At 30.4% G+C, this 24250-nt stretch carries 39 protein-coding genes and 5 pseudogenes; 30 read left to right on the top strand and 14 right to left on the bottom strand.

Going from position 1 to position 24250, the window contains the following annotated elements; translation table 11 throughout:
* The 5 genes and pseudogenes from BR65_RS00160 to BR65_RS13880 all read right to left on the bottom strand — a co-directional run.
* Positions 1 to 296, bottom strand: a pseudogene (locus BR65_RS00160) (helix-turn-helix domain-containing protein); the annotation flags it as partial.
* Between the two features lie 324 nt (positions 297 to 620).
* Entirely contained in the window at positions 621 to 1025 is a 405-nt protein-coding gene (locus BR65_RS13395) for a helix-turn-helix domain-containing protein (protein WP_211251469.1), read from the bottom strand.
* A gap of 212 nt (positions 1026 to 1237) precedes the next feature.
* Positions 1238 to 1420, bottom strand: a complete 183-nt coding sequence (locus tag BR65_RS00170; protein WP_034536070.1) for a hypothetical protein — start codon at positions 1418 to 1420, stop codon at positions 1238 to 1240.
* Positions 1421 to 1568: 148 nt separating this feature from the next.
* Entirely contained in the window at positions 1569 to 1814 is a 246-nt protein-coding gene (locus BR65_RS00175) for a bacteriocin immunity protein (RefSeq protein ID WP_051932555.1), read from the bottom strand.
* Positions 1815 to 1916: 102 nt separating this feature from the next.
* The gene (locus tag BR65_RS13880) at positions 1917 to 2087 is read right to left on the bottom strand and encodes a hypothetical protein (protein WP_169741883.1); all 171 of its coding nucleotides are present in this window, start codon (positions 2085 to 2087) and stop codon (positions 1917 to 1919) included.
* A gap of 180 nt (positions 2088 to 2267) precedes the next feature.
* Between BR65_RS13880 and BR65_RS00180 the strand changes: the two are divergent.
* The 4 genes and pseudogenes from BR65_RS00180 to BR65_RS00190 all read left to right on the top strand — a co-directional run.
* Positions 2268 to 2459: pseudogene (locus tag BR65_RS00180) on the top strand (helix-turn-helix domain-containing protein); the annotation flags it as partial.
* A gap of 52 nt (positions 2460 to 2511) precedes the next feature.
* Complete coding sequence (locus BR65_RS00185; protein ID WP_034536072.1) at positions 2512 to 2721, top strand: hypothetical protein; 210 nt, start codon at positions 2512 to 2514, stop codon at positions 2719 to 2721.
* 134 nt (positions 2722 to 2855) lie between these two features.
* Positions 2856 to 3029 carry a hypothetical protein gene (locus BR65_RS13710; protein WP_156098821.1) on the top strand — a complete coding sequence of 58 codons (174 nt, stop codon included), beginning with the start codon at positions 2856 to 2858 and terminating at the stop codon, positions 3027 to 3029.
* Between the two features lie 298 nt (positions 3030 to 3327).
* Positions 3328 to 3555 (top strand): hypothetical protein, encoded by a 228-nt coding sequence (locus BR65_RS00190; protein ID WP_034536073.1) that lies wholly within the window; start codon positions 3328 to 3330, stop codon positions 3553 to 3555.
* 45 nt (positions 3556 to 3600) lie between these two features.
* Here the strand turns inward: BR65_RS00190 and BR65_RS14195 are convergent.
* Positions 3601 to 3678 (bottom strand): annotated as a pseudogene (locus BR65_RS14195) (tyrosine-type recombinase/integrase); the annotation flags it as partial.
* A 364-nt stretch (positions 3679 to 4042) separates the two neighbouring features.
* On the opposite strand from BR65_RS14195, the gene BR65_RS00195 reads away from it, so the two are divergent.
* The gene (locus BR65_RS00195) at positions 4043 to 4453 is read left to right on the top strand and encodes a hypothetical protein (RefSeq protein ID WP_022797278.1); all 411 of its coding nucleotides are present in this window, start codon (positions 4043 to 4045) and stop codon (positions 4451 to 4453) included.
* A 125-nt stretch (positions 4454 to 4578) separates the two neighbouring features.
* Positions 4579 to 5391 (top strand): acyl-CoA thioester hydrolase/BAAT C-terminal domain-containing protein, encoded by an 813-nt coding sequence (locus BR65_RS00200; protein WP_034536074.1) that lies wholly within the window; start codon positions 4579 to 4581, stop codon positions 5389 to 5391.
* 164 nt (positions 5392 to 5555) lie between these two features.
* On the opposite strand, the gene BR65_RS00205 is transcribed toward BR65_RS00200, so the two are convergent.
* Positions 5556 to 6107, bottom strand: coding sequence for a tyrosine-type recombinase/integrase (locus tag BR65_RS00205; RefSeq protein ID WP_034536075.1), 552 nt, complete (start codon positions 6105 to 6107; stop codon positions 5556 to 5558).
* Positions 6108 to 6398: 291 nt separating this feature from the next.
* Here BR65_RS00205 and BR65_RS13715 point away from each other — a divergent pair, with 291 nt between their 5' ends.
* The 16 genes from BR65_RS13715 to BR65_RS00280 all read left to right on the top strand — a co-directional run bounded on the left by BR65_RS13715 (position 6399) and on the right by BR65_RS00280 (position 15582).
* Positions 6399 to 6575 carry a glycine zipper family protein gene (locus BR65_RS13715; RefSeq protein WP_156098822.1) on the top strand — a complete coding sequence of 59 codons (177 nt, stop codon included), beginning with the start codon at positions 6399 to 6401 and terminating at the stop codon, positions 6573 to 6575.
* Positions 6576 to 6624: 49 nt separating this feature from the next.
* Complete coding sequence (locus tag BR65_RS00210) at positions 6625 to 7083, top strand: hypothetical protein (protein WP_034536076.1); 459 nt, start codon at positions 6625 to 6627, stop codon at positions 7081 to 7083.
* A gap of 515 nt (positions 7084 to 7598) precedes the next feature.
* A complete protein-coding gene (locus BR65_RS00215) occupies positions 7599 to 8051 on the top strand; it encodes a hypothetical protein (protein WP_034536077.1) in 453 nt (150 codons plus the stop codon).
* 132 nt (positions 8052 to 8183) lie between these two features.
* Positions 8184 to 8438: a hypothetical protein gene (locus BR65_RS00220; protein WP_034536078.1), complete on the top strand. Its 255-nt coding sequence runs from the start codon at positions 8184 to 8186 to the stop codon at positions 8436 to 8438.
* A gap of 244 nt (positions 8439 to 8682) precedes the next feature.
* Positions 8683 to 9225, top strand: coding sequence for a GNAT family N-acetyltransferase (locus tag BR65_RS00225; protein WP_081901333.1), 543 nt, complete (start codon positions 8683 to 8685; stop codon positions 9223 to 9225).
* 152 nt (positions 9226 to 9377) lie between these two features.
* Positions 9378 to 9557 (top strand): hypothetical protein, encoded by a 180-nt coding sequence (locus BR65_RS00230; protein ID WP_034536080.1) that lies wholly within the window; start codon positions 9378 to 9380, stop codon positions 9555 to 9557.
* A 172-nt stretch (positions 9558 to 9729) separates the two neighbouring features.
* Positions 9730 to 9921 (top strand): hypothetical protein, encoded by a 192-nt coding sequence (locus BR65_RS00235; RefSeq protein WP_034536081.1) that lies wholly within the window; start codon positions 9730 to 9732, stop codon positions 9919 to 9921.
* A 121-nt stretch (positions 9922 to 10042) separates the two neighbouring features.
* A complete protein-coding gene (locus BR65_RS00240; RefSeq protein ID WP_034536082.1) occupies positions 10043 to 10246 on the top strand; it encodes a hypothetical protein in 204 nt (67 codons plus the stop codon).
* Positions 10247 to 10471: 225 nt separating this feature from the next.
* On the top strand, positions 10472 to 10867 hold the full coding sequence (locus BR65_RS00245; RefSeq protein ID WP_034536083.1) for a type II toxin-antitoxin system RelE/ParE family toxin: 396 nt from the start codon (positions 10472 to 10474) through the stop codon (positions 10865 to 10867).
* A gap of 1 nt (position 10868) precedes the next feature.
* Positions 10869 to 11183 carry a helix-turn-helix domain-containing protein gene (locus BR65_RS00250; RefSeq protein WP_034536085.1) on the top strand — a complete coding sequence of 105 codons (315 nt, stop codon included), beginning with the start codon at positions 10869 to 10871 and terminating at the stop codon, positions 11181 to 11183.
* Between the two features lie 491 nt (positions 11184 to 11674).
* Complete coding sequence (locus BR65_RS00260) at positions 11675 to 12046, top strand: MobC family plasmid mobilization relaxosome protein (RefSeq protein WP_051932558.1); 372 nt, start codon at positions 11675 to 11677, stop codon at positions 12044 to 12046.
* Positions 12028 to 12246, top strand: a complete 219-nt coding sequence (locus BR65_RS00265; RefSeq protein ID WP_034536089.1) for a hypothetical protein — start codon at positions 12028 to 12030, stop codon at positions 12244 to 12246. The genes BR65_RS00260 and BR65_RS00265 overlap by 19 nt, the downstream gene beginning before the upstream one ends.
* A 1-nt stretch (position 12247) precedes the next feature.
* Positions 12248 to 13390, top strand: a complete 1143-nt coding sequence (locus BR65_RS00270) for a relaxase/mobilization nuclease domain-containing protein (protein WP_034536092.1) — start codon at positions 12248 to 12250, stop codon at positions 13388 to 13390.
* Positions 13320 to 13529, top strand: a complete 210-nt coding sequence (locus BR65_RS13720; RefSeq protein ID WP_156098823.1) for a hypothetical protein — start codon at positions 13320 to 13322, stop codon at positions 13527 to 13529. Before BR65_RS00270 ends, BR65_RS13720 begins: the two co-directional genes overlap by 71 nt.
* A gap of 640 nt (positions 13530 to 14169) precedes the next feature.
* A complete protein-coding gene (locus BR65_RS00275; RefSeq protein ID WP_051932560.1) occupies positions 14170 to 14892 on the top strand; it encodes a replication initiation protein in 723 nt (240 codons plus the stop codon).
* 75 nt (positions 14893 to 14967) lie between these two features.
* Positions 14968 to 15582: a MerR family transcriptional regulator gene (locus tag BR65_RS00280; RefSeq protein ID WP_034536096.1), complete on the top strand. Its 615-nt coding sequence runs from the start codon at positions 14968 to 14970 to the stop codon at positions 15580 to 15582.
* 147 nt (positions 15583 to 15729) lie between these two features.
* On the opposite strand, the gene BR65_RS00285 is transcribed toward BR65_RS00280, so the two are convergent.
* The 5 genes from BR65_RS00285 to BR65_RS13885 form a co-directional block, all read right to left on the bottom strand.
* Entirely contained in the window at positions 15730 to 16314 is a 585-nt protein-coding gene (locus BR65_RS00285; RefSeq protein ID WP_034536099.1) for a helix-turn-helix domain-containing protein, read from the bottom strand.
* A 220-nt stretch (positions 16315 to 16534) separates the two neighbouring features.
* Entirely contained in the window at positions 16535 to 17050 is a 516-nt protein-coding gene (locus BR65_RS00290) for a helix-turn-helix domain-containing protein (RefSeq protein WP_034536102.1), read from the bottom strand.
* Between the two features lie 212 nt (positions 17051 to 17262).
* The gene (locus BR65_RS00295) at positions 17263 to 17445 is read right to left on the bottom strand and encodes a hypothetical protein (protein WP_034536070.1); all 183 of its coding nucleotides are present in this window, start codon (positions 17443 to 17445) and stop codon (positions 17263 to 17265) included.
* Between the two features lie 148 nt (positions 17446 to 17593).
* The gene (locus BR65_RS00300; protein WP_051932555.1) at positions 17594 to 17839 is read right to left on the bottom strand and encodes a bacteriocin immunity protein; all 246 of its coding nucleotides are present in this window, start codon (positions 17837 to 17839) and stop codon (positions 17594 to 17596) included.
* A 102-nt stretch (positions 17840 to 17941) separates the two neighbouring features.
* Positions 17942 to 18112 carry a hypothetical protein gene (locus tag BR65_RS13885; protein ID WP_169741883.1) on the bottom strand — a complete coding sequence of 57 codons (171 nt, stop codon included), beginning with the start codon at positions 18110 to 18112 and terminating at the stop codon, positions 17942 to 17944.
* Between the two features lie 180 nt (positions 18113 to 18292).
* On the opposite strand from BR65_RS13885, the pseudogene BR65_RS00305 reads away from it, so the two are divergent.
* The 4 genes and pseudogenes from BR65_RS00305 to BR65_RS00320 form a co-directional block, all read left to right on the top strand.
* A pseudogene (locus BR65_RS00305) lies at positions 18293 to 18484 on the top strand (helix-turn-helix domain-containing protein); the annotation flags it as partial.
* Positions 18485 to 18536: 52 nt separating this feature from the next.
* The gene (locus BR65_RS00310; RefSeq protein ID WP_034536072.1) at positions 18537 to 18746 is read left to right on the top strand and encodes a hypothetical protein; all 210 of its coding nucleotides are present in this window, start codon (positions 18537 to 18539) and stop codon (positions 18744 to 18746) included.
* Positions 18747 to 18880: 134 nt separating this feature from the next.
* Positions 18881 to 19054 carry a hypothetical protein gene (locus tag BR65_RS13725; protein WP_156098821.1) on the top strand — a complete coding sequence of 58 codons (174 nt, stop codon included), beginning with the start codon at positions 18881 to 18883 and terminating at the stop codon, positions 19052 to 19054.
* A 299-nt stretch (positions 19055 to 19353) separates the two neighbouring features.
* Positions 19354 to 19581 (top strand): hypothetical protein, encoded by a 228-nt coding sequence (locus BR65_RS00320; RefSeq protein ID WP_034536073.1) that lies wholly within the window; start codon positions 19354 to 19356, stop codon positions 19579 to 19581.
* Positions 19582 to 19626: 45 nt separating this feature from the next.
* On the opposite strand, the pseudogene BR65_RS14200 reads toward BR65_RS00320, so the two are convergent.
* Positions 19627 to 19704 (bottom strand): annotated as a pseudogene (locus BR65_RS14200) (tyrosine-type recombinase/integrase); the annotation flags it as partial.
* Between the two features lie 364 nt (positions 19705 to 20068).
* On the opposite strand from BR65_RS14200, the gene BR65_RS00325 reads away from it, so the two are divergent.
* Together BR65_RS00325 and BR65_RS00330 are read left to right on the top strand one after the other, a co-directional pair.
* Complete coding sequence (locus tag BR65_RS00325; protein ID WP_022797278.1) at positions 20069 to 20479, top strand: hypothetical protein; 411 nt, start codon at positions 20069 to 20071, stop codon at positions 20477 to 20479.
* Between the two features lie 125 nt (positions 20480 to 20604).
* The gene (locus tag BR65_RS00330; protein WP_034536074.1) at positions 20605 to 21417 is read left to right on the top strand and encodes an acyl-CoA thioester hydrolase/BAAT C-terminal domain-containing protein; all 813 of its coding nucleotides are present in this window, start codon (positions 20605 to 20607) and stop codon (positions 21415 to 21417) included.
* Between the two features lie 164 nt (positions 21418 to 21581).
* On the opposite strand, the gene BR65_RS00335 is transcribed toward BR65_RS00330, so the two are convergent.
* Entirely contained in the window at positions 21582 to 22133 is a 552-nt protein-coding gene (locus BR65_RS00335; RefSeq protein ID WP_034536075.1) for a tyrosine-type recombinase/integrase, read from the bottom strand.
* 291 nt (positions 22134 to 22424) lie between these two features.
* Between BR65_RS00335 and BR65_RS13730 the strand changes: the two genes are divergently transcribed.
* Together BR65_RS13730 and BR65_RS00340 are read left to right on the top strand one after the other, a co-directional pair.
* On the top strand, positions 22425 to 22601 hold the full coding sequence (locus BR65_RS13730) for a glycine zipper family protein (protein WP_156098822.1): 177 nt from the start codon (positions 22425 to 22427) through the stop codon (positions 22599 to 22601).
* Between the two features lie 49 nt (positions 22602 to 22650).
* Positions 22651 to 23109, top strand: a complete 459-nt coding sequence (locus BR65_RS00340; RefSeq protein ID WP_034536076.1) for a hypothetical protein — start codon at positions 22651 to 22653, stop codon at positions 23107 to 23109.
* Positions 23110 to 24250: the final 1141 nt, after the last annotated feature.

A 24250-nucleotide genomic window follows, 5' to 3' on the forward strand; every position in this document is an offset into this window, starting at 1 on the left:
ACTTGGAACTCCTACAACTAATGATAAAAGTACAAATAGTAACATTTTTTTAGTATCTTTATCCATTTGTTCATTTGCAATAATATTTCTCATAACTTTCACGTCTCCTTTAACTAATTCATCTAAAGAAATATCAAAAAGAAGACTCAGAGCAATTAAATTATGGATGTCAGGATACGTTTTATCATTTTCCCATTTTGAAATAGTTTGACGAGTAACATAGATTTTTTCTGCTAATACCTCTTGAGAATATCCATTTAACTCTCGATATTTTTTAATTGCTTACTGAAATTCATTTTGATTCCTCCTAGTAACTTTAAAGTACATTAAAATAAAAAATTTCTGTCTATTGTAAATTCCAATGGCCATTTATTTAGTGTATATGTTTGTTTACATTACCGCAAAGTGTAGATTTCAACTTCTTATAATTTGTACTTTATGTAAATTTTACATATCTCAAAAAAAAAGAATCCTAAAATAAAGGATTCTGTGAAAATACTTTTTATAGATCTAATCAGAAAAATAATACAGCTGTAATATAGTCATAAAATATACTTAAACAAATTAAAGCGCTTAACGTTAAAAGGGCAATCCATAAGAATATAAATGATCTTTTTAAATTATATAAAATATAAACTTAAAAAATAGAAAGGATAAAGTAAAATACAGCCCATAACCAACCATGTCCCTATACCATGTTGAAACATAAAAAATTGAGCTTTAGCTAAAGTAATGATCAGGAACAGACTAATCAAAATAATAGAGAATACAAACCACTTAAATATTTTCAAACGGATAGTACCTATAGATAGCTTACTTTGTAATTCTTTATCTGACTTAATTAGGTAATCCAGGCTAACGTTATATAAGTCGCTTAGTCCTACTAAATTAATAATGTCTGGAACAGACTTATTATTCTCCCATTTAGAAATAGCTTGAGCTGTTACATAGAGTTTATCGGCTAGTTGATTTTGAGAGTAATTGTGTTCTTTACGAAGACTTTTTAATTTATCTCCTAATTCCATGTACCTCACCTCCTATATCTAAACTATAAAGGAAGTTAGAAAAATACACACGATAGTATCAGTTGTTTTAGTCAACTAGGGTATCAACCAGCAGTTGAGCATGAGGTATACCTTAGTTTTTAATATAAATTATCAAAAGGAATGGTAATTATGTTAATTTTAATTCCTTTAAACATAGTACATGTTAAGTAGAACAGATAAATATTAAAATATTATTTTTTAAAGTAATTTATAATTATTCCTACTACAACTCCAAATCCCATGCCTACTACTACATTTGTTACAATATCTTTTGTTATTATTCCATAAATCAATCCTATGAAAATTCCAACACAAGGAAAAATTGACGAAATTACGGGTGACTGGTTAGAATTAATTTTTTTATTTTTTGCCATTAAATTAATCTCCTAACTTCAATTTAGTTTAGAACGTTCTAAATCTTATGATACGATTTTTTTTTACTTGTTAATACTTTTTTAAAAAGAATGTTTGCTACCTATCGGAGAACGATAAGTACCATTCACTCCAGCTTTACCACCAATATTAGCCAATATCATTTAATTTACTGATGAGGTTTTGCTGCTCCTCATTAAATTTAATTTTTTCTGTTATAGCAGTAAGATAGATATAATTTACCAATCGATTAATTAAACTGACATTTTCTTGAGGGTCATCTAATGTAGAATAAACGTTGAGAAGAACTTCTTTTAAATCTTCAACATTTGTTAAATCAGAGTGTGAAATACTATTATACAAGTTATGAACATATTCTTTTGATTGATTAGCCATAAATGATACCCCTTTATACTTTTATTATAAAATAATGGTATCTCAAATAAACTCAATTCATATGTTTGTAGAGTTTATCTGTTAGTTGATAGACAGGATTAATTAGTTTTCTAAATCTGATTTTCGCAGGAGACAATAACCTAAAATAATTAAAATATAGCCAGAAATAAGTTCGTTGTTTAATACAGCTAAAATAGCCCCACAAAAAGTTAAAATTGATACAATCTGATAACAACTTCTTTTAGTTAGTTTTTTCATTATGATAGCTCCCATAGTTAATCTCCTCACGGTCTAATTCCTACTCTTATTATCTCTTTAATCTACTAAAACGAAAAGAACGTATTGGTTTACAAGGTAGCAACCATTGGTTGCTACCTTGTAAACTATTGCGTTATAGGCAATAAACCTTACTTTCAGTATGATAGTAATAAGTAAAGATGAGGAGGAGGATCATTGTTATTAGGCGAAAAATTAAAAAGCAGTCGAATCAAAAAAGGTTTTTCTCAGAACGATGTAGCCGAAGAGTTACATATTTCAAGACAATCCATTTCAAAATGGGAAAATGACATCAGCTATCCTGACTTAGACAACCTGGTTAAATTAAGTACCTATTATCAAGTTTCAACTGACCATTTATTAAAAGAGAAGCCCTAATAATAGATAGTCGGGACTGAAAATTAAAGGAGTAAAAATTAAAATGGAAAAAACTAAAGTAAGCCGATTAAAAGAAGGTTTTTTATATGCCTTACTTTTTATAGGATTCAATATAATAAAGAAACTTATTTTTGATTATGGAGAAACGAGTCAACTTTTCAATGAATTAAGCCACGCACCAAGGTATGTACTTGGAGTACTTATCCTTACTATTGTAGTAGTATTAATAGTTACCGATACCTTGAAAAGATAATTAGCCTAAACCAATCTAAAATAGCAGAAATAAATGCTACACTACTGTTAAATAAATTTAATAGGACATAGATTACCCCAATCACATTCTAAATTTTATTTAATTTAAGATTATATATTATAGGAGGTTTTTTTTTGAATAAAAAAATTTTTAAACAACCAATTTTTTATCTAGCACTATTTAACTTTTTTATAGGTTTAATTTTTATTTTTCAAGATGGGATTCTTGCAAGAATAGCTAGTTATCTTTTCCAACTTAATTTTATATTTAGCATGTATATATTAAAAAATACTGAAAATAAAAAATGATTAAAGTTTATCCAAAGCTGAAAACATATGTATTCAAACATTATTACTTTTTATTTAAAATAATTAAATGGAAAAGGAGCTAAAAAATGAAAAAAAGATAACTCTAAAGAGATCTATAACTTTTTTTGTTGTAACGTTTATAGTATTGTTCACAAATATTTACTTGTTTTCAGACCATTCTGGTCCTTTGGGAGCAATTATTCAAACACTTGCTGTACAATCGTTAGTTTTCATTCCACTTTTTGTATTAATGTTACTTCAAAAAATAATCACTAAACATTAGAAAGAAGGAAATAATTTGTCAGATAGAGGTAAAAAGTTTATTAAAACCTTTGCTTATTCTTATTTATCGTTCGTAGTAGTTCTTTTAGGTACTCGATTTATTTTTATGCTTAACAACAAAGAAACAATAAAAAACGCGTTTAATTCAGAATTTTTATCTAGTTTTGTTTGGGCTATTCCTTTACTACTTATAGTTGTAGCAATCAAAGTACTTATTATTGAAAATAAAGGAAATAACAAATAAAAATATAATTTTATTGCGTTACTTTAATTTTCAGACTATTTTAATTTAAAAACCTAATCTAAAATTTAATAAAATTTCGCTAATTTCATTTTCCTTAATTCCAATGTAGCTTTTCATGATTTTTCAGCTTAAATTAAACGTTTTAAAGTACGTGGATCAGCATTAGTTGGTCTTGCAACACTTATTTTTGGAGTTGACGATATCATAACTTATTGTAGATAGGAGTGTTCCTTATGAAAAATAATCGATTAGAAATCTTAAGTGTTATTATTTTAGATATTGCACTAATATTATACTTAATTGTGTTCTTACATGATTTAACCATCGAAAACCTAACCTGCATGACGAAGATTTTGAGCCAGTTCCAATGGTCGACTGGATGAAAGATTTTAAATAATAAAAGAAGTGAGTTTGTCACACTAAGAATTGAGTGAAACTTAAGAAAATAGATATAATAGCTAAAATAAACTGGAAGAAGGAAACCAATATGCAATTTTTACCAGAGTTTATCGTTGCAATAATAATAGCTGCAGTACATCTATTAATTTCTTTTAATCTTAAATTACCAGATAAACACAAAAATAAATTTCGACTTTATTCAATCGTTATCAGCCTAGCATTTATCATCTTTTTAGGAGCTTTCTCTTTTAGCTCTTTAATCTCGAGTGATCAAGGAGTTAATATTTATTTTAACGGACTATCTGCTTTGTATTTTGGATTAGTCGTACCCCTTGCAATAGCTCTCGTATGGCGTTTTTACATATGGATAGTGCAGGCTGATATCCAGCCAACTGCTCTTAAATATATAATAATGATTATGTTTTTCTCTATATTAGTAGGATTACTCTATGTAGGATATTCTTTATATATCTTATTCTTTTACGGTTTTGCTCCTTAGTTTGCCTTAAATCTAATTAATGAACTCATACTTTAGAACCTGAAGTTGAAACTTCAAGAACCGCAGTACCCTACAATGTTAGTAACAGTACAAACACTTTGGGTAACTCAAGGAAGGAGTTATTAATGGAAGTTAAAATTACAAAAGTCAATTCAAATAAAATCCAAGGGTATCGTTTTTTTCCTGAAACAAGTACAAATGATTCGACAGTCATTACTTTTGGTGGATCCGAAGGGAGCTGTTGGTTTAATATGGGATTTGAGATTGCACAAAAAGGGTACAACGTACTATCTTTATATTACTATGGCAAACCCAATCTACCTCATTCTTTAAATAAAATAGACATTAGTTTTTTCGATGAAATTATATTTTACATAAAAGAAAATATCAACCCATCGAGCTCGATTACTATTGTAGGTGCATCCAGAGGGGCTGAATTGGCTCTGCTTTTAGCCACTCAATATAAACAAGTATCAAATGTAGTATTGTTTTCACCATCAGCATTTATATTTTCTGGAACAGATAAATCTTCTGCTTGGACAATAGACGGGGAAGAATTGCCTCATATTACATTTTCTTTTCGAACTGTTGCTCAAAGACTGTTCAATAGAAAATTACCATTAGTAAACTCATTTCGTTCAGAATTGAAACACAGTAAGAATTATAAAAAATCTAAATTAGATGTATCAAAATTCACAGGAAATATATTGATGTTTGCAGGAGTTGAAGATTTAACGTGGCCTAGTACAGATATGGGTAAAATAATTGAATCAGACTCAATTTCAGCGGCAAGCACTGAGCTTCATACATTTGAAAATGCCGGACATACCTTTTCCAATGTACATTATGATGGGGGAGATAGTGACGGTAATTTGTATGCTTTTTATACGAGTCAAAAAATACTACAAAAGAAATTGAAAATATGGTCTGGAAACTGATACCTCATACCATATTTCACTTGGATACTTCCACATAAAAATGATTTTACTCGACACCAAAATTCACATTAATCATTTTTAAAATTTATATTGTTTCCTTGAAATTTCATATTCAAATAGGCTGAATAACATCAGTCCATTTGTCTACTAATTTTTTAAGGACTTTAAAAGCCTAGTCTAAAGTTCAACAAGGTTTCACTTATTTCATCCTCATTGATCCCAATGTAACGTTTAGTGATTTTCTCGCTGCTATGTCCAAATATTTCCATCAGTGTGGCCACGTCTTTGGTTTTCTTGTAATAGTGGTAGCCGAACGTCTTACGAAGCGTGTGCGTCCCAATATCATCTCTCCCCAAGAGCTTGGCGACCTTCTGAAACATTTGATAGACCGTATTCACTTCTAAATGGCCCCCTTTGCTGCTGGGGAAGAGATAATCGGCCGGTCCCAGGGCTTTAGTATACTCCTGAATGAGATCTTGCAAGCTTCCTAAATACAATATACGTGTTTTCCCCGTCTTTTGTTCCACAATGCGGGGATTTTTTGGCGTTAAAATGTCCTGTTTCTTCAATTTAACGATGTCGGACATGCGTAACCCACTATTAATGCCGATCAAAAACAGAAAAACATCCCGTTCGGCGTTCTGATTCCGTCTTAAACAGAATAAAAAGTCGTTTATTTCTTGCTGAGTACGGAGGGGTTGGACGTTGTAAGGCATTTTAAGCGGCTCTCCTTCCATAAAACCGATACATGATTACATCTATTATACCACATAATCGTGTATTTCAGTGTACTAAATAAAAAGAACCCCGATGTAACGGGATTCTGGATACACGATTTTATCCAATTTCGTGTATCAGAATAATGGAATAACTTGCAACTGGCAAGGTGAGTTTGTCACAATAAGAATTAAGTAAAACTCAAAACTATAAATTGATGAACATTAGTAGTATTAAGTTCAACGGTATATAAATTCTAGTTATGGAAATTAAGTTTAGGGGGTGCCCGTATGTCCAACAATGATAACAATGAAGGTAAGGGAAATTTCATAGGTCTAGGACTAATATTTGGTACAGCATTTGGGATAATACTAGGAATGATATTTGATAAATTACTTTTTGGAATAACTATTGGACCAAGTTTAGGACTTACTCTAGGTATAATACTGGATTCTAATAAAAAGTAGATTATGCGACATAGTAATTTTAGGGGTCATAAAGCTTGGAGGTGATAGATTGAGTAGGATAAAGAAACAGTTGTTAAACCTAGCAATAGGTGAATTTGCAGCTTTATTAACTTTTATTTTTGTATATAGATTATTAGATCTTGGAATGGCTAGTTTAGTTGCATTTTCATATCTTATACTTATCTTATTACAAGGAAGTCTGTATTGGTTTTATAGATATATTTTAATAGTCAACAAGAAAAGAGTTAATCATAAGATGATAGAACTCTTAAAATTTTTAAGACGATTAAATATGATTGTATTAGTCGTCATAAGTTTAGTGATACCAATTATTAGAAGCAGTAATAAAGATTTTATAATTGGTATTGGATTATTTTTATTCGGAATGATTGAGTATATAAACTACTATTGGTATAGATTAAGCTATGGAAAATCAGGATTCAATATTAGGATTTTATTGAATACAGGATTACAAAAATCAAGTATAAATAGGTTGATTACTAAATAATATTATGACACATCATTTATATTATGCGTCGCTGGATAGCTTATAATTTTGAAAGTGCCAGCTTGTCTTAATACTAATTAAGACAAACTCAGAAAAAGTGCTAGAAGGACTGACAAGATTAAGATAGAGTAGATTTTATGCTCTATCTTTTTTCTTTTTAAGATGAAAAATAACCTTGATTACACAAGGTTTGGAACACATGATTTTATATCATTTCATGTATACCATAAGTATAAGCTGAGTGTGTCATAAGAAGTGAGTAAAATATTTAACCAAAAATATCGGACATTATATTAAGAAAATTTTATTTCCTCTATTTTTGGGTTTAGGCGTTGGAATGTTGCTATATATTTTTAGCGGGATAATTAAAGTAATACCTCTAATAGTTATATTCCTTACTTTATCATTCAGCAGCTTGGCTTACATAATTTGATAGGTTATGTTCTACTTTTTAATTCTTTTTTGAGTTACAATACAATTAGAATTATTAAATATATTTAAAAGGGGAGTTTATAATGTTAAAAAATAATATAGAAAAATATATAGATATTTTAGAATCATTGCCTAAAAATGAATTAAAATCTCCAGATGGAAGTGAAATTTCGGATGTTGGGGAAATACATAGAATTTATTTTGGAGATGAGAGCGAGTTATCAAAAGAAGAAAAAAAGCACAGACAGATAACTGATAAAAATGAAAAAAAGAAACTAGTTTTTTTATCAAATCTAACAAACGATGAATTTTATCTTTTATATAATGCCTTTGATCTAGGCAAAAGTTATTATGCTGGTAAAGATTCGCTAGAAAGTGATATTAGAGCTTTCGGTGGAGAAGAAAAATTAATACAAGAGAATTTAGAAGTTATTAAAAATAGGTTTACTAAGGAAACCGGTATTGACCAATTAACAGGGAAAATAGACAGATTAGTTATTGATTCTTTGAACGGATATATCGAAAGGTTTATGTGATCAGTTTAATCAATAATGTTTAATGATGTTTAATAGATCTTTAGAGACACCTGGAACTCTGATTTTAAGCTGTTATTTAAACGTTGTGATAACAAGCTATCTGTTCAAAAAAATAGTATAGAGGTGCTTTTTGTGATAAATAAACCTAGTGTGATTGCTCTAAAAAAAGAAGTTGAAGATTTAGGTTACTTTGTAAGTTTTAGTACTTCTAATCAAAAAAAAGATCAATTACAACAAATGCATATATTTAAAGATGCTGAATTTAAAAAGCAAGTAGCAAATGTATCTCTAATTTTAGCTTGTAGAATAAACATGATGTTTAACGGAGTTGGAAGAGAACAAAAAAAATTACTAAATACTTTAGTTGAATTCTCTACTAATTTATAAATTTAAAAATAAATAATAGAAACTAGCTGTTGATTAGAAATTTTAAAATCAACAGCTAATTTCTGTTTTTATTTTCACTTTTTACTTTTCTCTTTGAACATGAGCGGAGTGAATTTTTAAAATCCCACGAATTTTTTAATCGTGTATAAATGCGCTCTTCGTTAAAATAATAAGAAGGAAACAGTTAAAAAAAAACAGTTTAACAAGATTATGGATACACTATTCTATCTAAATTCATGTATTAATGAGAAAGGAAAACAGTATGAATATAATCAGACTTTCTAGTTCAATAAAAAAAGAACGGCAAGAACTAAATAATATTTTTGAAGAAGCCAGGCCTTATTTTAATCAGGTAGAGGGTAGAGACCCTTTACCGCCTTTGATAGATATCCAAACAATAATTCCAAGTATTCCAAAAGAGTTAACAAAATGCTTGAGCATTTATTATTTGGATCAATTAATTGGCTATCTGTGGGTATGGGAAGAGTCAAAAACTAATATCTATATTTTACACCTGTATATTAGGGAAAAACATAGAAAGCTCGGTTTAGGAAAATTAGCTATTCAAACATTAGATAAACAATATTTGGATAAAGGTTTTTTAACGTCTGAATTACTAGTTTCTGGTTCAAATTATTTGGGTTTGAAATTTTGGCTTTCTGTAGGATTTAATAAACTTTTATATGTAGAAGCTCCTGAAGAAAATGGACCAACGAGCTCTGTTGAAATAGAGCTCCAAAAGGATTTGAAGATACATAATTTAAAATATCAAAAAATGAAAAAATAACCTTATTATCTAAAGATTCTAGATACATTATTCTATGTAAAATAGTGTACCCTAAAATAAAGGTGCGTTTGTCACAATAAGAATTGAGTAAAATTCAAATAAAATATAACTATTATTTGCTATAATCTAACTAAAAGATGGGAGTGGTAAGTATGTCAGAGAAACACACGAACATAATGATAAGCGGTTTAATTATTTTGCTTTTTACAATTTCTATATTTTTAATGCTTAATAATGATTCAATACCTATAGAGGCTAATATCGCTTATGGAATAGGTCTTTTAATAATGGTGGTTACTCGAAAAAAAAACACAAGAAAAAGAATAAAATGAGTTTGTCTTAATAATATAATTATATCGGTTACGTAGAATTGTTCTACTTAAAAAATATCTAGAGAAAATAAATAAACATTTCCAGATCATATTTTTCGATACATGATTCTAAGTAATTTCATGTATCTGATAATTGATAACAGTAGAGCAATACTAAAAAGGAGAGTTTTAATTGTCTAAACTACAAAATGGAGTAACTGTATTTTTAACTGTATTTTTTAGTACGATTTTGTTTGATCATACTATTGAACCCTTAATTACAAATAATGTTGCTAGTTTTATTGTTAGAGTTATCTTTTATGTTATGGTGATTTATATTGTTCAATTTTTTGCAGAAAAAATATTAACGAGAAAAAATGATTAGTTCGAATAGGGTCTACCAAAAATAGTCGATTACTAGGTGTTTATTTTATTCGGTTTACGCTGTCGTTTATACCTGTCTGTTAATTAATCCAGAAATAAGGTAGAGAAATAGGAGGTCTGAAATGATAAAAATATTTGGAAAAGAATACGCGATAAATTCTCTTTTGTATGGTGTTACTTTTGTATGCAGTATTATAATTATAGTTTTAAATAGTTTGTTTTTCATTTTTTTAAAAGAGAGCATTTTTAACTTAAGTATGTTGACCGGTATTCTATTATTTATCTCTTCTGGGTTAAATTTATTTTCAAAAAAGAAGGGAAAATAAAATACCTTTGAAAGATTTTCCAGAGAAATAAGTACATAAATAAAAACAGTAAAAAATCAAAATGTAATTTATTTTTTGATTTTTTACTGTTTTTATTTATACTAGAAAAAATTATTTAATATATCTTGTAACATTTTAATTATGTTCTATTGAAAGCTACTATTTTATCGTATATAATAAAATCAGAAGTACGATAAAATAGTATTTCCCATGTAAGGAGAGCTTATGACGAGCAACGAAGAAAAAAATTTAACCTTTTTATATCCCCCTGCATTTGACAAAGAATGGAAAAAATGCGGATTAACTCAATCAGATAAAGAAGAAATGGAAAGTCTTTTATCCCATTTTAACCAACAAGAAAATCATATTGGAAGACCTTATTTAGGAGATACTATTCAAAAAACAGGTGGGGCAATCAAATTAAGATTTAGTCCTGAATCTTCCAAAAAAGGTAAAAGCGGTTCGTATCGAATCATCTATTTTATTGCTTTAGAAAATACGTATGCCTTTTTAGATGTCTATCCTAAAAGCGCAAAAGAGTCTTTGACCGATAGAGATAAAAAAGAAATCAAACAATTTATCACTGACTTTAAAAAAATAACTAAAAAAGGGGCTAATTAATATGCGTGATACACTAAGAGATAGCATGAGTGAGTTAATGCAGTTCGCTAATCATGAACCAAACAAGGTAACCGTAAAAAAATATACCTTAAATAATTTACCGGCATACAATCCGTCAGAGATCAAAACAGTTCGTGACAAAACTCAAATGACACAAAAAGTTTTTTCAGACCTTTTAGGGGTATCGGTTAGAACCGTTGAAGCTTGGGAAGCCGGAAAGTCCCACCCGAACGGAAGCGCTAGAAGGTTATTACAACTGATTGAACAAAAGCCTGAAATGGTCGAAGAAATCGAGTATGCTTCTGCTAAGGGTTAAAATCCTGATACAAATAGAAAAAATAAAGGCTACTACCGTACTATAAAAGATAGAAAACCACTTTGAAAAAGGGTGTTTTCTATCTTTTTTGTTTGATAAGCTCCTCTTTTTTTCGGATCAACTACCGAAAAAAGACAGTGCATAAAGGGCCATTTTTTTCGGACCCATTTCCGAAAAAAAATAGCGAATAAATGGGCATTTTTTTCGACACCAACGACGAAAAAAAACGGCTTGATCTTTCCAGAAAAAGAGACCGAAATGGACACATTTCCCGTCTCTTTTTTGGCTCAAAACGGCTACGTTTTGACCGGGGTTTACAGGGGGATTGGGGGAGCAGCGCGTCCCCCAACAAGATCGTTTGCGCCACGAAGTGGCTAGCAAACATAGAGCTTGCCAAACCCCTTCAACCAAGCATACCACTGGAAACCGAAAGCGTTTTAGTGGTATGCTTGGTTTCTGAACGACAGAGAAGAAAAACAGGGGGTGGGACGTTGAGCGAACGAGAGATTTTTGAGGACACTTCAGCTGAGAGAAACCCGAAGCGCAAAGAGCCGAAACAAATCAGCTTTCGAGTGAGCGAACCCGAATTTGAAAAGTTGAAGCGCTCCGCTGAAAGTTTGCAAATGAGTGTGCCGGCTTTTGTCAAAAGCAAGGCACAAGGGGCTAAGCTCGTGACACCAAAAGTGGACCGAGCAGGCGCGATTGAAATTGCCAAACAATTACGCGCAATCGGCAACAATATCAACCAAATGGCACGAGCCGCGAATACGACAGAACTCGATCCGAATTTAGCTGCCAACCTAACGGCTGAATTACAAAAGACACAAAAGGAGTTGAATCAACTATGGAAAAATCTAAATTAATCAACAGGAGATCAGTTCTACAACTTGTTTCGTTTGGTTTCGCCGTTTTTCTTATCCGAGTGGGAATGGATTATTTTTCGAATCAACCCATTGAGGGAGCAAAAATTGCCACAGAAGTGGTGTTAACCACTATTATTTATGGACTTCTAACGCTACTATTTGATTACTTTTCTAGAAAAAAAATGAAGAAAGGAAACTGATATGGCCACCATTAAATTAGCTCGCAGCACCAGTTGTTCACGCTGCATTAACTACGCTGAACCGCGTGCGACCGTCAAAAGCGGCTTAAATTGTGATGTCACTTATGCCAAAACCCAAATGAAAGCTACCCGCATGATCTATGGAAAAGACGATAAGGTCCAAGCGCATACCCTTATTCAGTCATTTAAGCCCGGTGAGGTCACTCCGGAACAAGCCAATGAACTAGGTTACGAATTAGCGCAAAAAGTCGCTAGCAGTCACCAGGTGGCCATTTACACCCACACCGATAAAGATCATATCCATAATCACTTAGTCATTAATAGCGTCAATCTAGATACGGGTTTGAAATTTCAAGCGCATGGCGTGGAGGCGATTGAAAAAGTAAAAGAAATCAACGACGAAATTTGTTTGGCTCATGGCTTAACCGTTCCAGAAGAACCGGCCCAAATTCGCTACACTGCCGCAGAAAAAGGTATCCTAGAACGACCAGGACAGACCAGCTGGAAAGACGAGATCAGAGAAAAAATCGAACAAGCCAAACAAACCACTCCTAATTTTGACGCGTTTAAAGAAAAACTGGCTGAAAATGGCGTAAACGTGATTGAACGAGGAAAAACCGTGACGTATCAACATGTAGCAGAAAATAAAAAAGTCCGCGCTAAAAAATTAGGCGAGTATTACGAAAAGGAGACCATCATAAATGGCTTTGAGAGACAATTTGAACCAACAAACACCCGAAACGACAAACCAACAACCGAACCAAGAAAGTTTGAACCAGGATCTGCAGCAATTGATCCAAGTCTTGACCGAGATCCGGAACTACAGCGGAGCGACGCTGCAACAGAAAAGTTTGGAGAAAGCCAATCTGGAGAACAACTTACAAGAGATACAACAAGTGACAAATACAGTCCTGAACAGCTTCAACAGCAACTTGAAAGACTTAGAAACCACACAAACCAACTACAACGAGACAGCTCAAAAGCAGTCAACCGAATCCTTGAAACACCTGAAAACGATCCTGAACGACCTGTTAGACAAAAACAAGACGGAGATCGCGAAGATCCAGCAAGAAATGAGCCAGAACAACCACCAATTAAGCGAGATCAACCAAACCATCACAAAAACCATGGACCAAGTCTTTAATCAGTTAAATGCTGAAATCAAGCGAACCAATCAAAAACTAACCATGCGAACGGCTGCAACGAATTTATATGCGAGTGTCCCGACCGGTATCGTTGTTGTAGCGCTTATGTGGCTACTGAATGCCTTTAATGTATGGTGAAAATTGGGATCATTGAAAAAAGTTAGTGGTTTAAAAATACAAAAATGAAACAATTACTAGAAATAGAAAGTTAAAATCAATTTAAAGCCACTAAAAACGACGTTAGATCCATTTTAAATTAATCGAACGCCTTTTATAAGGTTTAACATTAAGATTGAAATTAGAGCTGTTATTTTGGATTTAACACACGCAATGGTTCGAACCGTCGAGCGTAAGTCGAGACATTGAACGCTGCTGATGGTTTTGAACTATATAAAATTTTTTTAACTTGCGTAGCAAGTTTTCCTTTCTATATTTAATTGTTTAAAAACATTTACAGCTAATTGTTTTATATATCTTTTATAAACCTTTTTAAATACTTTTTAAAACCTTTTAGGACCGATTTGTACTTACTCCCAAAAGGGATACAGCTACATTAAGGGGACATTTTGTTGCTGTTAAGGGGACATTTTGTTGCTATTAAGGGGACATTTTGTTGCTATTAAGGGGACATTTTGTTGCTATTAAGGGGACACTTTGTTACATGAGATCTGCATAAACTGTCTTTTTTGCAATCGTTTTATTGTGCTAACTTAATCAATCTGATATTATTAAAGGTACATAAGTTTTTTCTGTCCCCTTAATGAATGGAGGTCGCCTTTTGAGTAATGAAATCGTTAAATACAACAATATTATGAATGAAGTCAGTTTTAGAAAATTTAATCCTGTTGAGTTTGATTTGTTTTTCTCTTTATGTTCAAAAATGAAACTTAAAGGATCCGAACCAATTACATTAACTTTTGACGAAGTAAAGAAACTAACAAATTATTCTTCTAGAGATAAAGTACGATTTATTCATGATTTAGAAAATATGTACTCAAAAATGTTGAATCTAAATTTTCGTTATGAAGATGAAACTGAAATTGTTCGATTTGTATTGTTTCCAATCTATAGAATTAATAAAGAAAAAAATACTGTAACTATAGGAGTTAATCAAGAATTTAGTTATGTTTTAAATGAAATTACAACTAACTTTACACGATTTGAATTAGAAGGGTTTACGGAGTTAAGAAGTGGTTATGCTAAAACAATGTTCCGATTGTTAAAGCAATATAAAAGCACTGGTTTTTATATTGTCAAAATTGACGAATTTAGACGAATATTAGATATTCCAGAAAGTTATAGAGTAACAGATATTGATAAAAGAGTATTACAGCAAATAGAAAAAGAATTAGCTCCTCTTTATAAAAAATTTGAGATCGTAAAGAAGAAAAAAAAAGGCCGTGGCCGTGGTGGGATAGTTTCCCATTTAGAATTTAATTTTATGGAAAAAGTTCCTCCTGAAAAACAAAAGGTTCCTCTCCATAATTGGCTAGAGCAATAATGTAATTTTTTACATTGTATATCTCTATGAAAGTATTTAAAATAACTCTAAATGAGTATTTTAAGGTGGTGCGTTATGAAAGATGTAGAAGGTGTTACAGAATACATAACTACAGAAGAAGCAGCTAAAAAGCTTGGTATACAATTACCTACACTTAGAAAATATGCTGGAATGATTGATAAAAACGCAAAAAGCGGAAAATACTTTGAACGAGATGATAGAAATTACCGTTTATATACTAACGATAATATAACAACGATCAATCAAATTATTGCGTTGAAAAGTCGCCCGAAAATGACTATAGAGACTGCTATAGAGCAGATATTAAATATGGAATATAACGTTGATACGCCTAACGAAATAGGAAATCATAACGCTGATAATAACGATATAACGTCAATACAAAAGGTATTGATTAGCCAGAATGATCTAATACAAAAAAAAGATGAGCAATTATTGCGTTATGATAACCAACTAATTAAGTACAATGAAACGATTAATCATTATGAAACTTTAGTTAAAAATTTAACGGAAAGTAACGTAAATCTAGCAAATCAAGTAGAAACCATGATGAATAACCAAAATCAGCTTGCATTGGAAAAAAAGAAGAACAGTTACAAATGGAAAATGCTCCTGAAAAACAAGGTTTTTTTAGCCGCTTTTTCAAAAAATAATGTAGGTTTTGATTAAAATACCCAAGTCGCCCGCTGTCATTAATGACAGCGGGCGACTTGGGTATTTGGAAATTATGTTAACTCTAATGATTATAGAAATATTTACCCTAAAACGTATTTTAATCCCTCAGAAATATTCTGAAGGATTTTTTTTACTAAGTATCTATAGTTTTAAAAAGAGCTCTGTTACAAAGCTAATAATCAAAGCTAATACACCAACTACTAGTGTAAAAGTAAATACAATAAATACTTTTTCTTTTAAATAATTTTTATTGTTTCGTTTCTTTTGTAACTCTTCTAAATTGGAGTTTCCCTCTGAGAACGCAATAATTTCTTTGAACGTTTTTATATTGTGTTTCTTTTTTGCTATTTCTATTTTATTTGCAAAATACATAACGAATGCCCATAAAATACCAAAAGGTATTAAACCTTTTGCGCCAAAAATAACCACACTTGGAACTCCTACAACTAATGATAAAAGTACAAATAGTAACATTTTTTTAGTATCTTTATCCATTTGTTCATTTGCAATAATATTTCTCATAACTTTCACGTCTCCTTTAACTAATTCATCTAAAGAAATATCAAAAAGAAGACTCAGAGCAATTAAATTATGGATGTCAGGATACGTTTTATCATTTTCCCATTTTGAAATAGTTTGACGAGTAACATAGATTTTTTCTGCTAATACCTCTTGAGAATATCCATTTAACTCTCGATATTTTTTTAATTGCTTACTGAAATTCATTTTGATTCCTCCTAGTAACTTTAAAGTACATTAAAATAAAGAAAATTTCTGTCTATTGTAAATTCCAATGGCCATTTATTTAGTGTATATGTTTGTTTACATTACCGCAAAGTGTAGATTTCAACTTCTTATAATTTGTACTTTATGTAAATTTTACATATCTCAAAAAAAAAGAATCCTAAAATAAAGGATTCTGTGAAAATACTTTTTATAGATCTAATCAGAAAAATAATACAGCTGTAATATAGTCATAAAATATACTTAAACAAATTAAAGCGCTTAACGTTAAAAGGGCAATCCATAAGAATATAAAATGATCTTTTTTAATTATATAAAAATATAAACTTAAAAAAATAGAAAGGATAAAGAGTAAAATACAGCCCATAACCAACCATGTCCCTATACCATGTTGAAACATAAAAAATTGAGCTTTAGCTAAAGTAATGATCAGGAACAGACTAATCAAAATAATAGAGAATACAAACCACTTAAATATTTTCAAACGGATAGTACCTATAGATAGCTTACTTTGTAATTCTTTATCTGACTTAATTAGGTAATCCAGGCTAACGTTATATAAGTCGCTTAGTCCTACTAAATTAATAATGTCTGGAACAGACTTATTATTCTCCCATTTAGAAATAGCTTGAGCTGTTACATAGAGTTTATCGGCTAGTTGATTTTGAGAGTAATTGTGTTCTTTACGAAGACTTTTTAATTTATCTCCTAATTCCATGTACCTCACCTCCTATATCTAAACTATAAAGGAAGTTAGAAAAATACACACGATAGTATCAGTTGTTTTAGTCAACTAGGGTATCAACCAGCAGTTGAGCATGAGGTATACCTTAGTTTTTAATATAAATTATCAAAAGGAATGGTAATTATGTTAATTTTAATTCCTTTAAACATAGTACATGTTAAGTAGAACAGATAAATATTAAAATATTATTTTTTAAAGTAATTTATAATTATTCCTACTACAACTCCAAATCCCATGCCTACTACTACATTTGTTACAATATCTTTTGTTATTATTCCATAAATCAATCCTATGAAAATTCCAACACAAGGAAAAATTGACGAAATTACGGGTGACTGGTTAGAATTAATTTTTTTATTTTTTGCCATTAAATTAATCTCCTAACTTCAATTTAGTTTAGAACGTTCTAAATCTTATGATACGATTTTTTTTTACTTGTTAATACTTTTTTAAAAAGAATGTTTGCTACCTATCGGAGAACGATAAGTACCATTCACTCCAGCTTTACCACCAATATTAGCCAATATCATTTAATTTACTGATGAGGTTTTGCTGCTCCTCATTAAATTTAATTTTTTCTGTTATAGCAGTAAGATAGATATAATTTACCAATCGATTAATTAAACTGACATTTTCTTGAGGGTCATCTAATGTAGAATAAACGTTGAGAAGAACTTCTTTTAAATCTTCAACATTTGTTAAATCAGAGTGTGAAATACTATTATACAAGTTATGAACATATTCTTTTGATTGATTAGCCATAAATGATACCCCTTTATACTTTTATTATAAAATAATGGTATCTCAAATAAACTCAATTCATATGTTTGTAGAGTTTATCTGTTAGTTGATAGACAGGATTAATTAGTTTTCTAAATCTGATTTTCGCAGGAGACAATAACCTAAAATAATTAAAATATAGCCAGAAATAAGTTCGTTGTTTAATACAGCTAAAATAGCCCCACAAAAAGTTAAAATTGATACAATCTGATAACAACTTCTTTTAGTTAGTTTTTTCATTATGATAGCTCCCATAGTTAATCTCCTCACGGTCTAATTCCTACTCTTATTATCTCTTTAATCTACTAAAACGAAAAGAACGTATTGGTTTACAAGGTAGCAACCATTGGTTGCTACCTTGTAAACTATTGCGTTATAGGCAATAAACCTTACTTTCAGTATGATAGTAATAAGTAAAGATGAGGAGGAGGATCATTGTTATTAGGCGAAAAATTAAAAAGCAGTCGAATCAAAAAAGGTTTTTCTCAGAACGATGTAGCCGAAGAGTTACATATTTCAAGACAATCCATTTCAAAATGGGAAAATGACATCAGCTATCCTGACTTAGACAACCTGGTTAAATTAAGTACCTATTATCAAGTTTCAACTGACCATTTATTAAAAGAGAAGCCCTAATAATAGATAGTCGGGACTGAAAATTAAAGGAGTAAAAATTAAAATGGAAAAAACTAAAGTAAGCCGATTAAAAGAAGGTTTTTTATATGCCTTACTTTTTATAGGATTCAATATAATAAAGAAACTTATTTTTGATTATGGAGAAACGAGTCAACTTTTCAATGAATTAAGCCACGCACCAAGGTATGTACTTGGAGTACTTATCCTTACTATTGTAGTAGTATTAATAGTTACCGATACCTTGAAAAGATAATTAGCCTAAACCAATCTAAAATAGCAGAAATAAATGCTACACTACTGTTAAATAAATTTAATAGGACATAGATTACCCCAATCACATTCTAAATTTTATTTAATTTAAGATTATATATTATAGGAGGTTTTTTTTTGAATAAAAAAATTTTTAAACAACCAATTTTTTATCTAGCACTATTTAACTTTTTTATAGGTTTAATTTTTATTTTTCAAGATGGGATTCTTGCAAGAATAGCTAGTTATCTTTTCCAACTTAATTTTATATTTAGCATGTATATATTAAAAAATACTGAAAATAAAAAATGATTAAAGTTTATCCAAAGCTGAAAACATATGTATTCAAACATTATTACTTTTTATTTAAAATAATTAAATGGAAAAGGAGCTAAAAAATGAAAAAAAAGATAACTCTAAAGAGATCTATAACTTTTTTTGTTGTAACGTTTATAGTATTGTTCACAAATATTTACTTGTTTTCAGACCATTCTGGTCCTTTGGGAGCAATTATTCAAACACTTGCTGTACAATCGTTAGTTTTCATTCCACTTTTTGTATTAATGTTACTTCAAAAAATAATCACTAAACATTAGAAAGAAGGAAATAATTTGTCAGATAGAGGTAAAAAGTTTATTAAAACCTTTGCTTATTCTTATTTATCGTTCGTAGTAGTTCTTTTAGGTACTCGATTTATTTTTATGCTTAACAACAAAGAAACAATAAAAAACGCGTTTAATTCAGAATTTTTATCTAGTTTTGTTTGGGCTATTCCTTTACTACTTATAGTTGTAGCAATCAAAGTACTTATTATTGAAAATAAAGGAAATAACAAATAAAAATATAATTTTATTGCGTTACTTTAATTTTCAGACTATTTTAATTTAAAAACCTAATCTAAAATTTAATAAAATTTCGCTAATTTCATTTTCCTTAATTCCAATGTAGCTTTTCATGATTTTTCAGCTTAAATTAAACGTTTTAAAGTACGTGGATCAGCATTAGTTGGTCTTGCAACACTTATTTTTGGAGTTGACGATATCATAACTTATTGTAGATAGGAGTGTTCCTTATGAAAAATAATCGATTAGAAATCTTAAGTGTTATTATTTTAGATATTGCACTAATATTATACTTAATTGTGTTCTTACATGATTTAACCATCGAAAACCTAACCTGCATGACGAAGATTTTGAGCCAGTTCCAATGGTCGACTGGATGAAAGATTTTAAATAATAAAAGAAGTGAGTTTGTCACACTAAGAATTGAGTGAAACTTAAGAAAATAGATATAATAGCTAAAATAAACTGGAAGAAGGAAACCAATATGCAATTTTTACCAGAGTTTATCGTTGCAATAATAATAGCTGCAGTACATCTATTAATTTCTTTTAATCTTAAATTACCAGATAAACACAAAAATAAATTTCGACTTTATTCAATCGTTATCAGCCTAGCATTTATCATCTTTTTAGGAGCTTTCTCTTTTAGCTCTTTAATCTCGAGTGATCAAGGAGTTAATATTTATTTTAACGGACTATCTGCTTTGTATTTTGGATTAGTCGTACCCCTTGCAATAGCTCTCGTATGGCGTTTTTACATATGGATAGTGCAGGCTGATATCCAGCCAACTGCTCTTAAATATATAATAATGATTATGTTTTTCTCTATATTAGTAGGATTACTCTATGTAGGATATTCTTTATATATCTTATTCTTTTACGGTTTTGCTCCTTAGTTTGCCTTAAATCTAATTAATGAACTCATACTTTAGAACCTGAAGTTGAAACTTCAAGAACCGCAGTACCCTACAATGTTAGTAACAGTACAAACACTTTGGGTAACTCAAGGAAGGAGTTATTAATGGAAGTTAAAATTACAAAAGTCAATTCAAATAAAATCCAAGGGTATCGTTTTTTTCCTGAAACAAGTACAAATGATTCGACAGTCATTACTTTTGGTGGATCCGAAGGGAGCTGTTGGTTTAATATGGGATTTGAGATTGCACAAAAAGGGTACAACGTACTATCTTTATATTACTATGGCAAACCCAATCTACCTCATTCTTTAAATAAAATAGACATTAGTTTTTTCGATGAAATTATATTTTACATAAAAGAAAATATCAACCCATCGAGCTCGATTACTATTGTAGGTGCATCCAGAGGGGCTGAATTGGCTCTGCTTTTAGCCACTCAATATAAACAAGTATCAAATGTAGTATTGTTTTCACCATCAGCATTTATATTTTCTGGAACAGATAAATCTTCTGCTTGGACAATAGACGGGGAAGAATTGCCTCATATTACATTTTCTTTTCGAACTGTTGCTCAAAGACTGTTCAATAGAAAATTACCATTAGTAAACTCATTTCGTTCAGAATTGAAACACAGTAAGAATTATAAAAAATCTAAATTAGATGTATCAAAATTCACAGGAAATATATTGATGTTTGCAGGAGTTGAAGATTTAACGTGGCCTAGTACAGATATGGGTAAAATAATTGAATCAGACTCAATTTCAGCGGCAAGCACTGAGCTTCATACATTTGAAAATGCCGGACATACCTTTTCCAATGTACATTATGATGGGGGAGATAGTGACGGTAATTTGTATGCTTTTTATACGAGTCAAAAAATACTACAAAAGAAATTGAAAATATGGTCTGGAAACTGATACCTCATACCATATTTCACTTGGATACTTCCACATAAAAATGATTTTACTCGACACCAAAATTCACATTAATCATTTTTAAAATTTATATTGTTTCCTTGAAATTTCATATTCAAATAGGCTGAATAACATCAGTCCATTTGTCTACTAATTTTTTAAGGACTTTAAAAGCCTAGTCTAAAGTTCAACAAGGTTTCACTTATTTCATCCTCATTGATCCCAATGTAACGTTTAGTGATTTTCTCGCTGCTATGTCCAAATATTTCCATCAGTGTGGCCACGTCTTTGGTTTTCTTGTAATAGTGGTAGCCGAACGTCTTACGAAGCGTGTGCGTCCCAATATCATCTCTCCCCAAGAGCTTGGCGACCTTCTGAAACATTTGATAGACCGTATTCACTTCTAAATGGCCCCCTTTGCTGCTGGGGAAGAGATAATCGGCCGGTCCCAGGGCTTTAGTATACTCCTGAATGAGATCTTGCAAGCTTCCTAAATACAATATACGTGTTTTCCCCGTCTTTTGTTCCACAATGCGGGGATTTTTTGGCGTTAAAATGTCCTGTTTCTTCAATTTAACGATGTCGGACATGCGTAACCCACTATTAATGCCGATCAAAAACAGAAAAACATCCCGTTCGGCGTTCTGATTCCGTCTTAAACAGAATAAAAAGTCGTTTATTTCTTGCTGAGTACGGAGGGGTTGGACGTTGTAAGGCATTTTAAGCGGCTCTCCTTCCATAAAACCGATACATGATTACATCTATTATACCACATAATCGTGTATTTCAGTGTACTAAATAAAAAGAACCCCGATGTAACGGGATTCTGGATACACGATTTTATCCAATTTCGTGTATCAGAATAATGGAATAACTTGCAACTGGCAAGGTGAGTTTGTCACAATAAGAATTAAGTAAAACTCAAAACTATAAATTGATGAACATTAGTAGTATTAAGTTCAACGGTATATAAATTCTAGTTATGGAAATTAAGTTTAGGGGGTGCCCGTATGTCCAACAATGATAACAATGAAGGTAAGGGAAATTTCATAGGTCTAGGACTAATATTTGGTACAGCATTTGGGATAATACTAGGAATGATATTTGATAAATTACTTTTTGGAATAACTATTGGACCAAGTTTAGGACTTACTCTAGGTATAATACTGGATTCTAATAAAAAGTAGATTATGCGACATAGTAATTTTAGGGGTCATAAAGCTTGGAGGTGATAGATTGAGTAGGATAAAGAAACAGTTGTTAAACCTAGCAATAGGTGAATTTGCAGCTTTATTAACTTTTATTTTTGTATATAGATTATTAGATCTTGGAATGGCTAGTTTAGTTGCATTTTCATATCTTATACTTATCTTATTACAAGGAAGTCTGTATTGGTTTTATAGATATATTTTAATAGTCAACAAGAAAAGAGTTAATCATAAGATGATAGAACTCTTAAAATTTTTAAGACGATTAAATATGATTGTATTAGTCGTCATAAGTTTAGTGATACCAATTATTAGAAGCAGTAATAAAGATTTTATAATTGGTATTGGATTATTTTTATTCGGAATGATTGAGTATATAAACTACTATTGGTATAGATTAAGCTATGGAAAATCAGGATTCAATATTAGGATTTTATTGAATACAGGATTACAAAAATCAAGTATAAATAGGTTGATTACTAAATAATATTATGACACATCATTTATATTATGCGTCGCTGGATAGCTTATAATTTTGAAAGTGCCAGCTTGTCTTAATACTAATTAAGACAAACTCAGAAAAAGTGCTAGAAGGACTGACAAGATTAAGATAGAGTAGATTTTATGCTCTATCTTTTTTCTTTTTAAGATGAAAAATAACCTTGATTACACAAGGTTTGGAACACATGATTTTATATCATTTCATGTATACCATAAGTATAAGCTGAGTGTGTCATAAGAAGTGAGTAAAATATTTAACCAAAAATATCGGACATTATATTAAGAAAATTTTATTTCCTCTATTTTTGGGTTTAGGCGTTGGAATGTTGCTATATATTTTTAGCGGGATAATTAAAGTAATACCTCTAATAGTTATATTCCTTACTTTATCATTCAGCAGCTTGGCTTACATAATTTGATAGGTTATGTTCTACTTTTTAATTCTTTTTTGAGTTACAATACAATTAGAAATATATTTAAAGGGGAGTTTATAATGTTAAAAATAATATAGAAAATATAGATATTTTAGAATCATTGCCTAAAAATGAATTAAAATCTCAGATGGAAGTGAAATTTCGGATGTTGGGGAAATACATAGAATTTATTTTGGAGATGAGAGCGAGTTATCAAAAGAAGAAAAAAAGCACAGACAGATAACTGATAAAAATGAAAAAAAGAAACTAGTTTTTTTATCAAATCTAACAAACGATGAATTTTATCTTTATATAATGCCTTTGATCTAGTTATTATGCTGGTAAAGATTCGCTAGAAAGTGATATTAGAGCTTTCGGTGGAGAAGAAAATTAATACAAGAGAATTTAGAAGTTATTAAAAATAGGTTTACTAAGGAAACCGGTATTGACCAATTAACAGGGAAAATAGACAGATTAGTTATTGATTCTTTGAACGGATATATCGAAAGGTTTATGTGATCAGTTTAATCAATAATGTTTAATGATGTTTAATAATCTTTAGAGACACCTGGAACTCTGATTTTAAGCTGTTATTTAAACGTTGTGATAACAAGCTATCTGTTCAAAAAATATAGAGGTGCTTTTTGTGATAAATAAACCTAGTGTGATTGCTCTAAAAAAAGAAGTTGAAGATTTAGGTTACTTTGTAAGTTT

The organism is Carnobacterium inhibens subsp. inhibens DSM 13024 (assembly GCF_000746825.1).
GTDB lineage: Bacteria > Bacillota > Bacilli > Lactobacillales > Carnobacteriaceae > Carnobacterium_B > Carnobacterium_B inhibens.

Bases quoted from the DNA above. Each gene is read 5' to 3' on its own strand.
- BR65_RS13395 (WP_211251469.1), bottom strand. From the start codon at position 1,025: ATGGAATTAGGAGATAAATTAAAAAGTCTTCGTAAAGAACACAATTAC.
- BR65_RS00170 (WP_034536070.1), bottom strand. From the start codon at position 1,420: ATGGCAAAAAATAAAAAAATTAATTCTAACCAGTCACCCGTAATTTCG.
- BR65_RS00175 (WP_051932555.1), bottom strand. From the start codon at position 1,814: ATGGCTAATCAATCAAAAGAATATGTTCATAACTTGTATAATAGTATT.
- BR65_RS13880 (WP_169741883.1), bottom strand. From the start codon at position 2,087: ATGGGAGCTATCATAATGAAAAAACTAACTAAAAGAAGTTGTTATCAG.
- BR65_RS00185 (WP_034536072.1), top strand. From the start codon at position 2,512: ATGGAAAAAACTAAAGTAAGCCGATTAAAAGAAGGTTTTTTATATGCC.
- BR65_RS00195 (WP_022797278.1), top strand. From the start codon at position 4,043: ATGCAATTTTTACCAGAGTTTATCGTTGCAATAATAATAGCTGCAGTA.
- BR65_RS00200 (WP_034536074.1), top strand. From the start codon at position 4,579: ATGGAAGTTAAAATTACAAAAGTCAATTCAAATAAAATCCAAGGGTAT.
- BR65_RS00205 (WP_034536075.1), bottom strand. From the start codon at position 6,107: ATGCCTTACAACGTCCAACCCCTCCGTACTCAGCAAGAAATAAACGAC.
- BR65_RS13715 (WP_156098822.1), top strand. From the start codon at position 6,399: ATGTCCAACAATGATAACAATGAAGGTAAGGGAAATTTCATAGGTCTA.
- BR65_RS00215 (WP_034536077.1), top strand. From the start codon at position 7,599: ATGTTAAAAAATAATATAGAAAAATATATAGATATTTTAGAATCATTG.
- BR65_RS00225 (WP_081901333.1), top strand. From the start codon at position 8,683: ATGAGAAAGGAAAACAGTATGAATATAATCAGACTTTCTAGTTCAATA.
- BR65_RS00230 (WP_034536080.1), top strand. From the start codon at position 9,378: ATGTCAGAGAAACACACGAACATAATGATAAGCGGTTTAATTATTTTG.
- BR65_RS00240 (WP_034536082.1), top strand. From the start codon at position 10,043: ATGATAAAAATATTTGGAAAAGAATACGCGATAAATTCTCTTTTGTAT.
- BR65_RS00245 (WP_034536083.1), top strand. From the start codon at position 10,472: ATGACGAGCAACGAAGAAAAAAATTTAACCTTTTTATATCCCCCTGCA.
- BR65_RS00250 (WP_034536085.1), top strand. From the start codon at position 10,869: ATGCGTGATACACTAAGAGATAGCATGAGTGAGTTAATGCAGTTCGCT.
- BR65_RS00265 (WP_034536089.1), top strand. From the start codon at position 12,028: ATGGAAAAATCTAAATTAATCAACAGGAGATCAGTTCTACAACTTGTT.
- BR65_RS00270 (WP_034536092.1), top strand. From the start codon at position 12,248: ATGGCCACCATTAAATTAGCTCGCAGCACCAGTTGTTCACGCTGCATT.
- BR65_RS13720 (WP_156098823.1), top strand. From the start codon at position 13,320: ATGAGCCAGAACAACCACCAATTAAGCGAGATCAACCAAACCATCACA.
- BR65_RS00280 (WP_034536096.1), top strand. From the start codon at position 14,968: ATGAAAGATGTAGAAGGTGTTACAGAATACATAACTACAGAAGAAGCA.
- BR65_RS00285 (WP_034536099.1), bottom strand. From the start codon at position 16,314: ATGAATTTCAGTAAGCAATTAAAAAAATATCGAGAGTTAAATGGATAT.
- BR65_RS00290 (WP_034536102.1), bottom strand. From the start codon at position 17,050: ATGGAATTAGGAGATAAATTAAAAAGTCTTCGTAAAGAACACAATTAC.
- BR65_RS00295 (WP_034536070.1), bottom strand. From the start codon at position 17,445: ATGGCAAAAAATAAAAAAATTAATTCTAACCAGTCACCCGTAATTTCG.
- BR65_RS00300 (WP_051932555.1), bottom strand. From the start codon at position 17,839: ATGGCTAATCAATCAAAAGAATATGTTCATAACTTGTATAATAGTATT.
- BR65_RS13885 (WP_169741883.1), bottom strand. From the start codon at position 18,112: ATGGGAGCTATCATAATGAAAAAACTAACTAAAAGAAGTTGTTATCAG.
- BR65_RS00310 (WP_034536072.1), top strand. From the start codon at position 18,537: ATGGAAAAAACTAAAGTAAGCCGATTAAAAGAAGGTTTTTTATATGCC.
- BR65_RS00325 (WP_022797278.1), top strand. From the start codon at position 20,069: ATGCAATTTTTACCAGAGTTTATCGTTGCAATAATAATAGCTGCAGTA.
- BR65_RS00330 (WP_034536074.1), top strand. From the start codon at position 20,605: ATGGAAGTTAAAATTACAAAAGTCAATTCAAATAAAATCCAAGGGTAT.
- BR65_RS00335 (WP_034536075.1), bottom strand. From the start codon at position 22,133: ATGCCTTACAACGTCCAACCCCTCCGTACTCAGCAAGAAATAAACGAC.
- BR65_RS13730 (WP_156098822.1), top strand. From the start codon at position 22,425: ATGTCCAACAATGATAACAATGAAGGTAAGGGAAATTTCATAGGTCTA.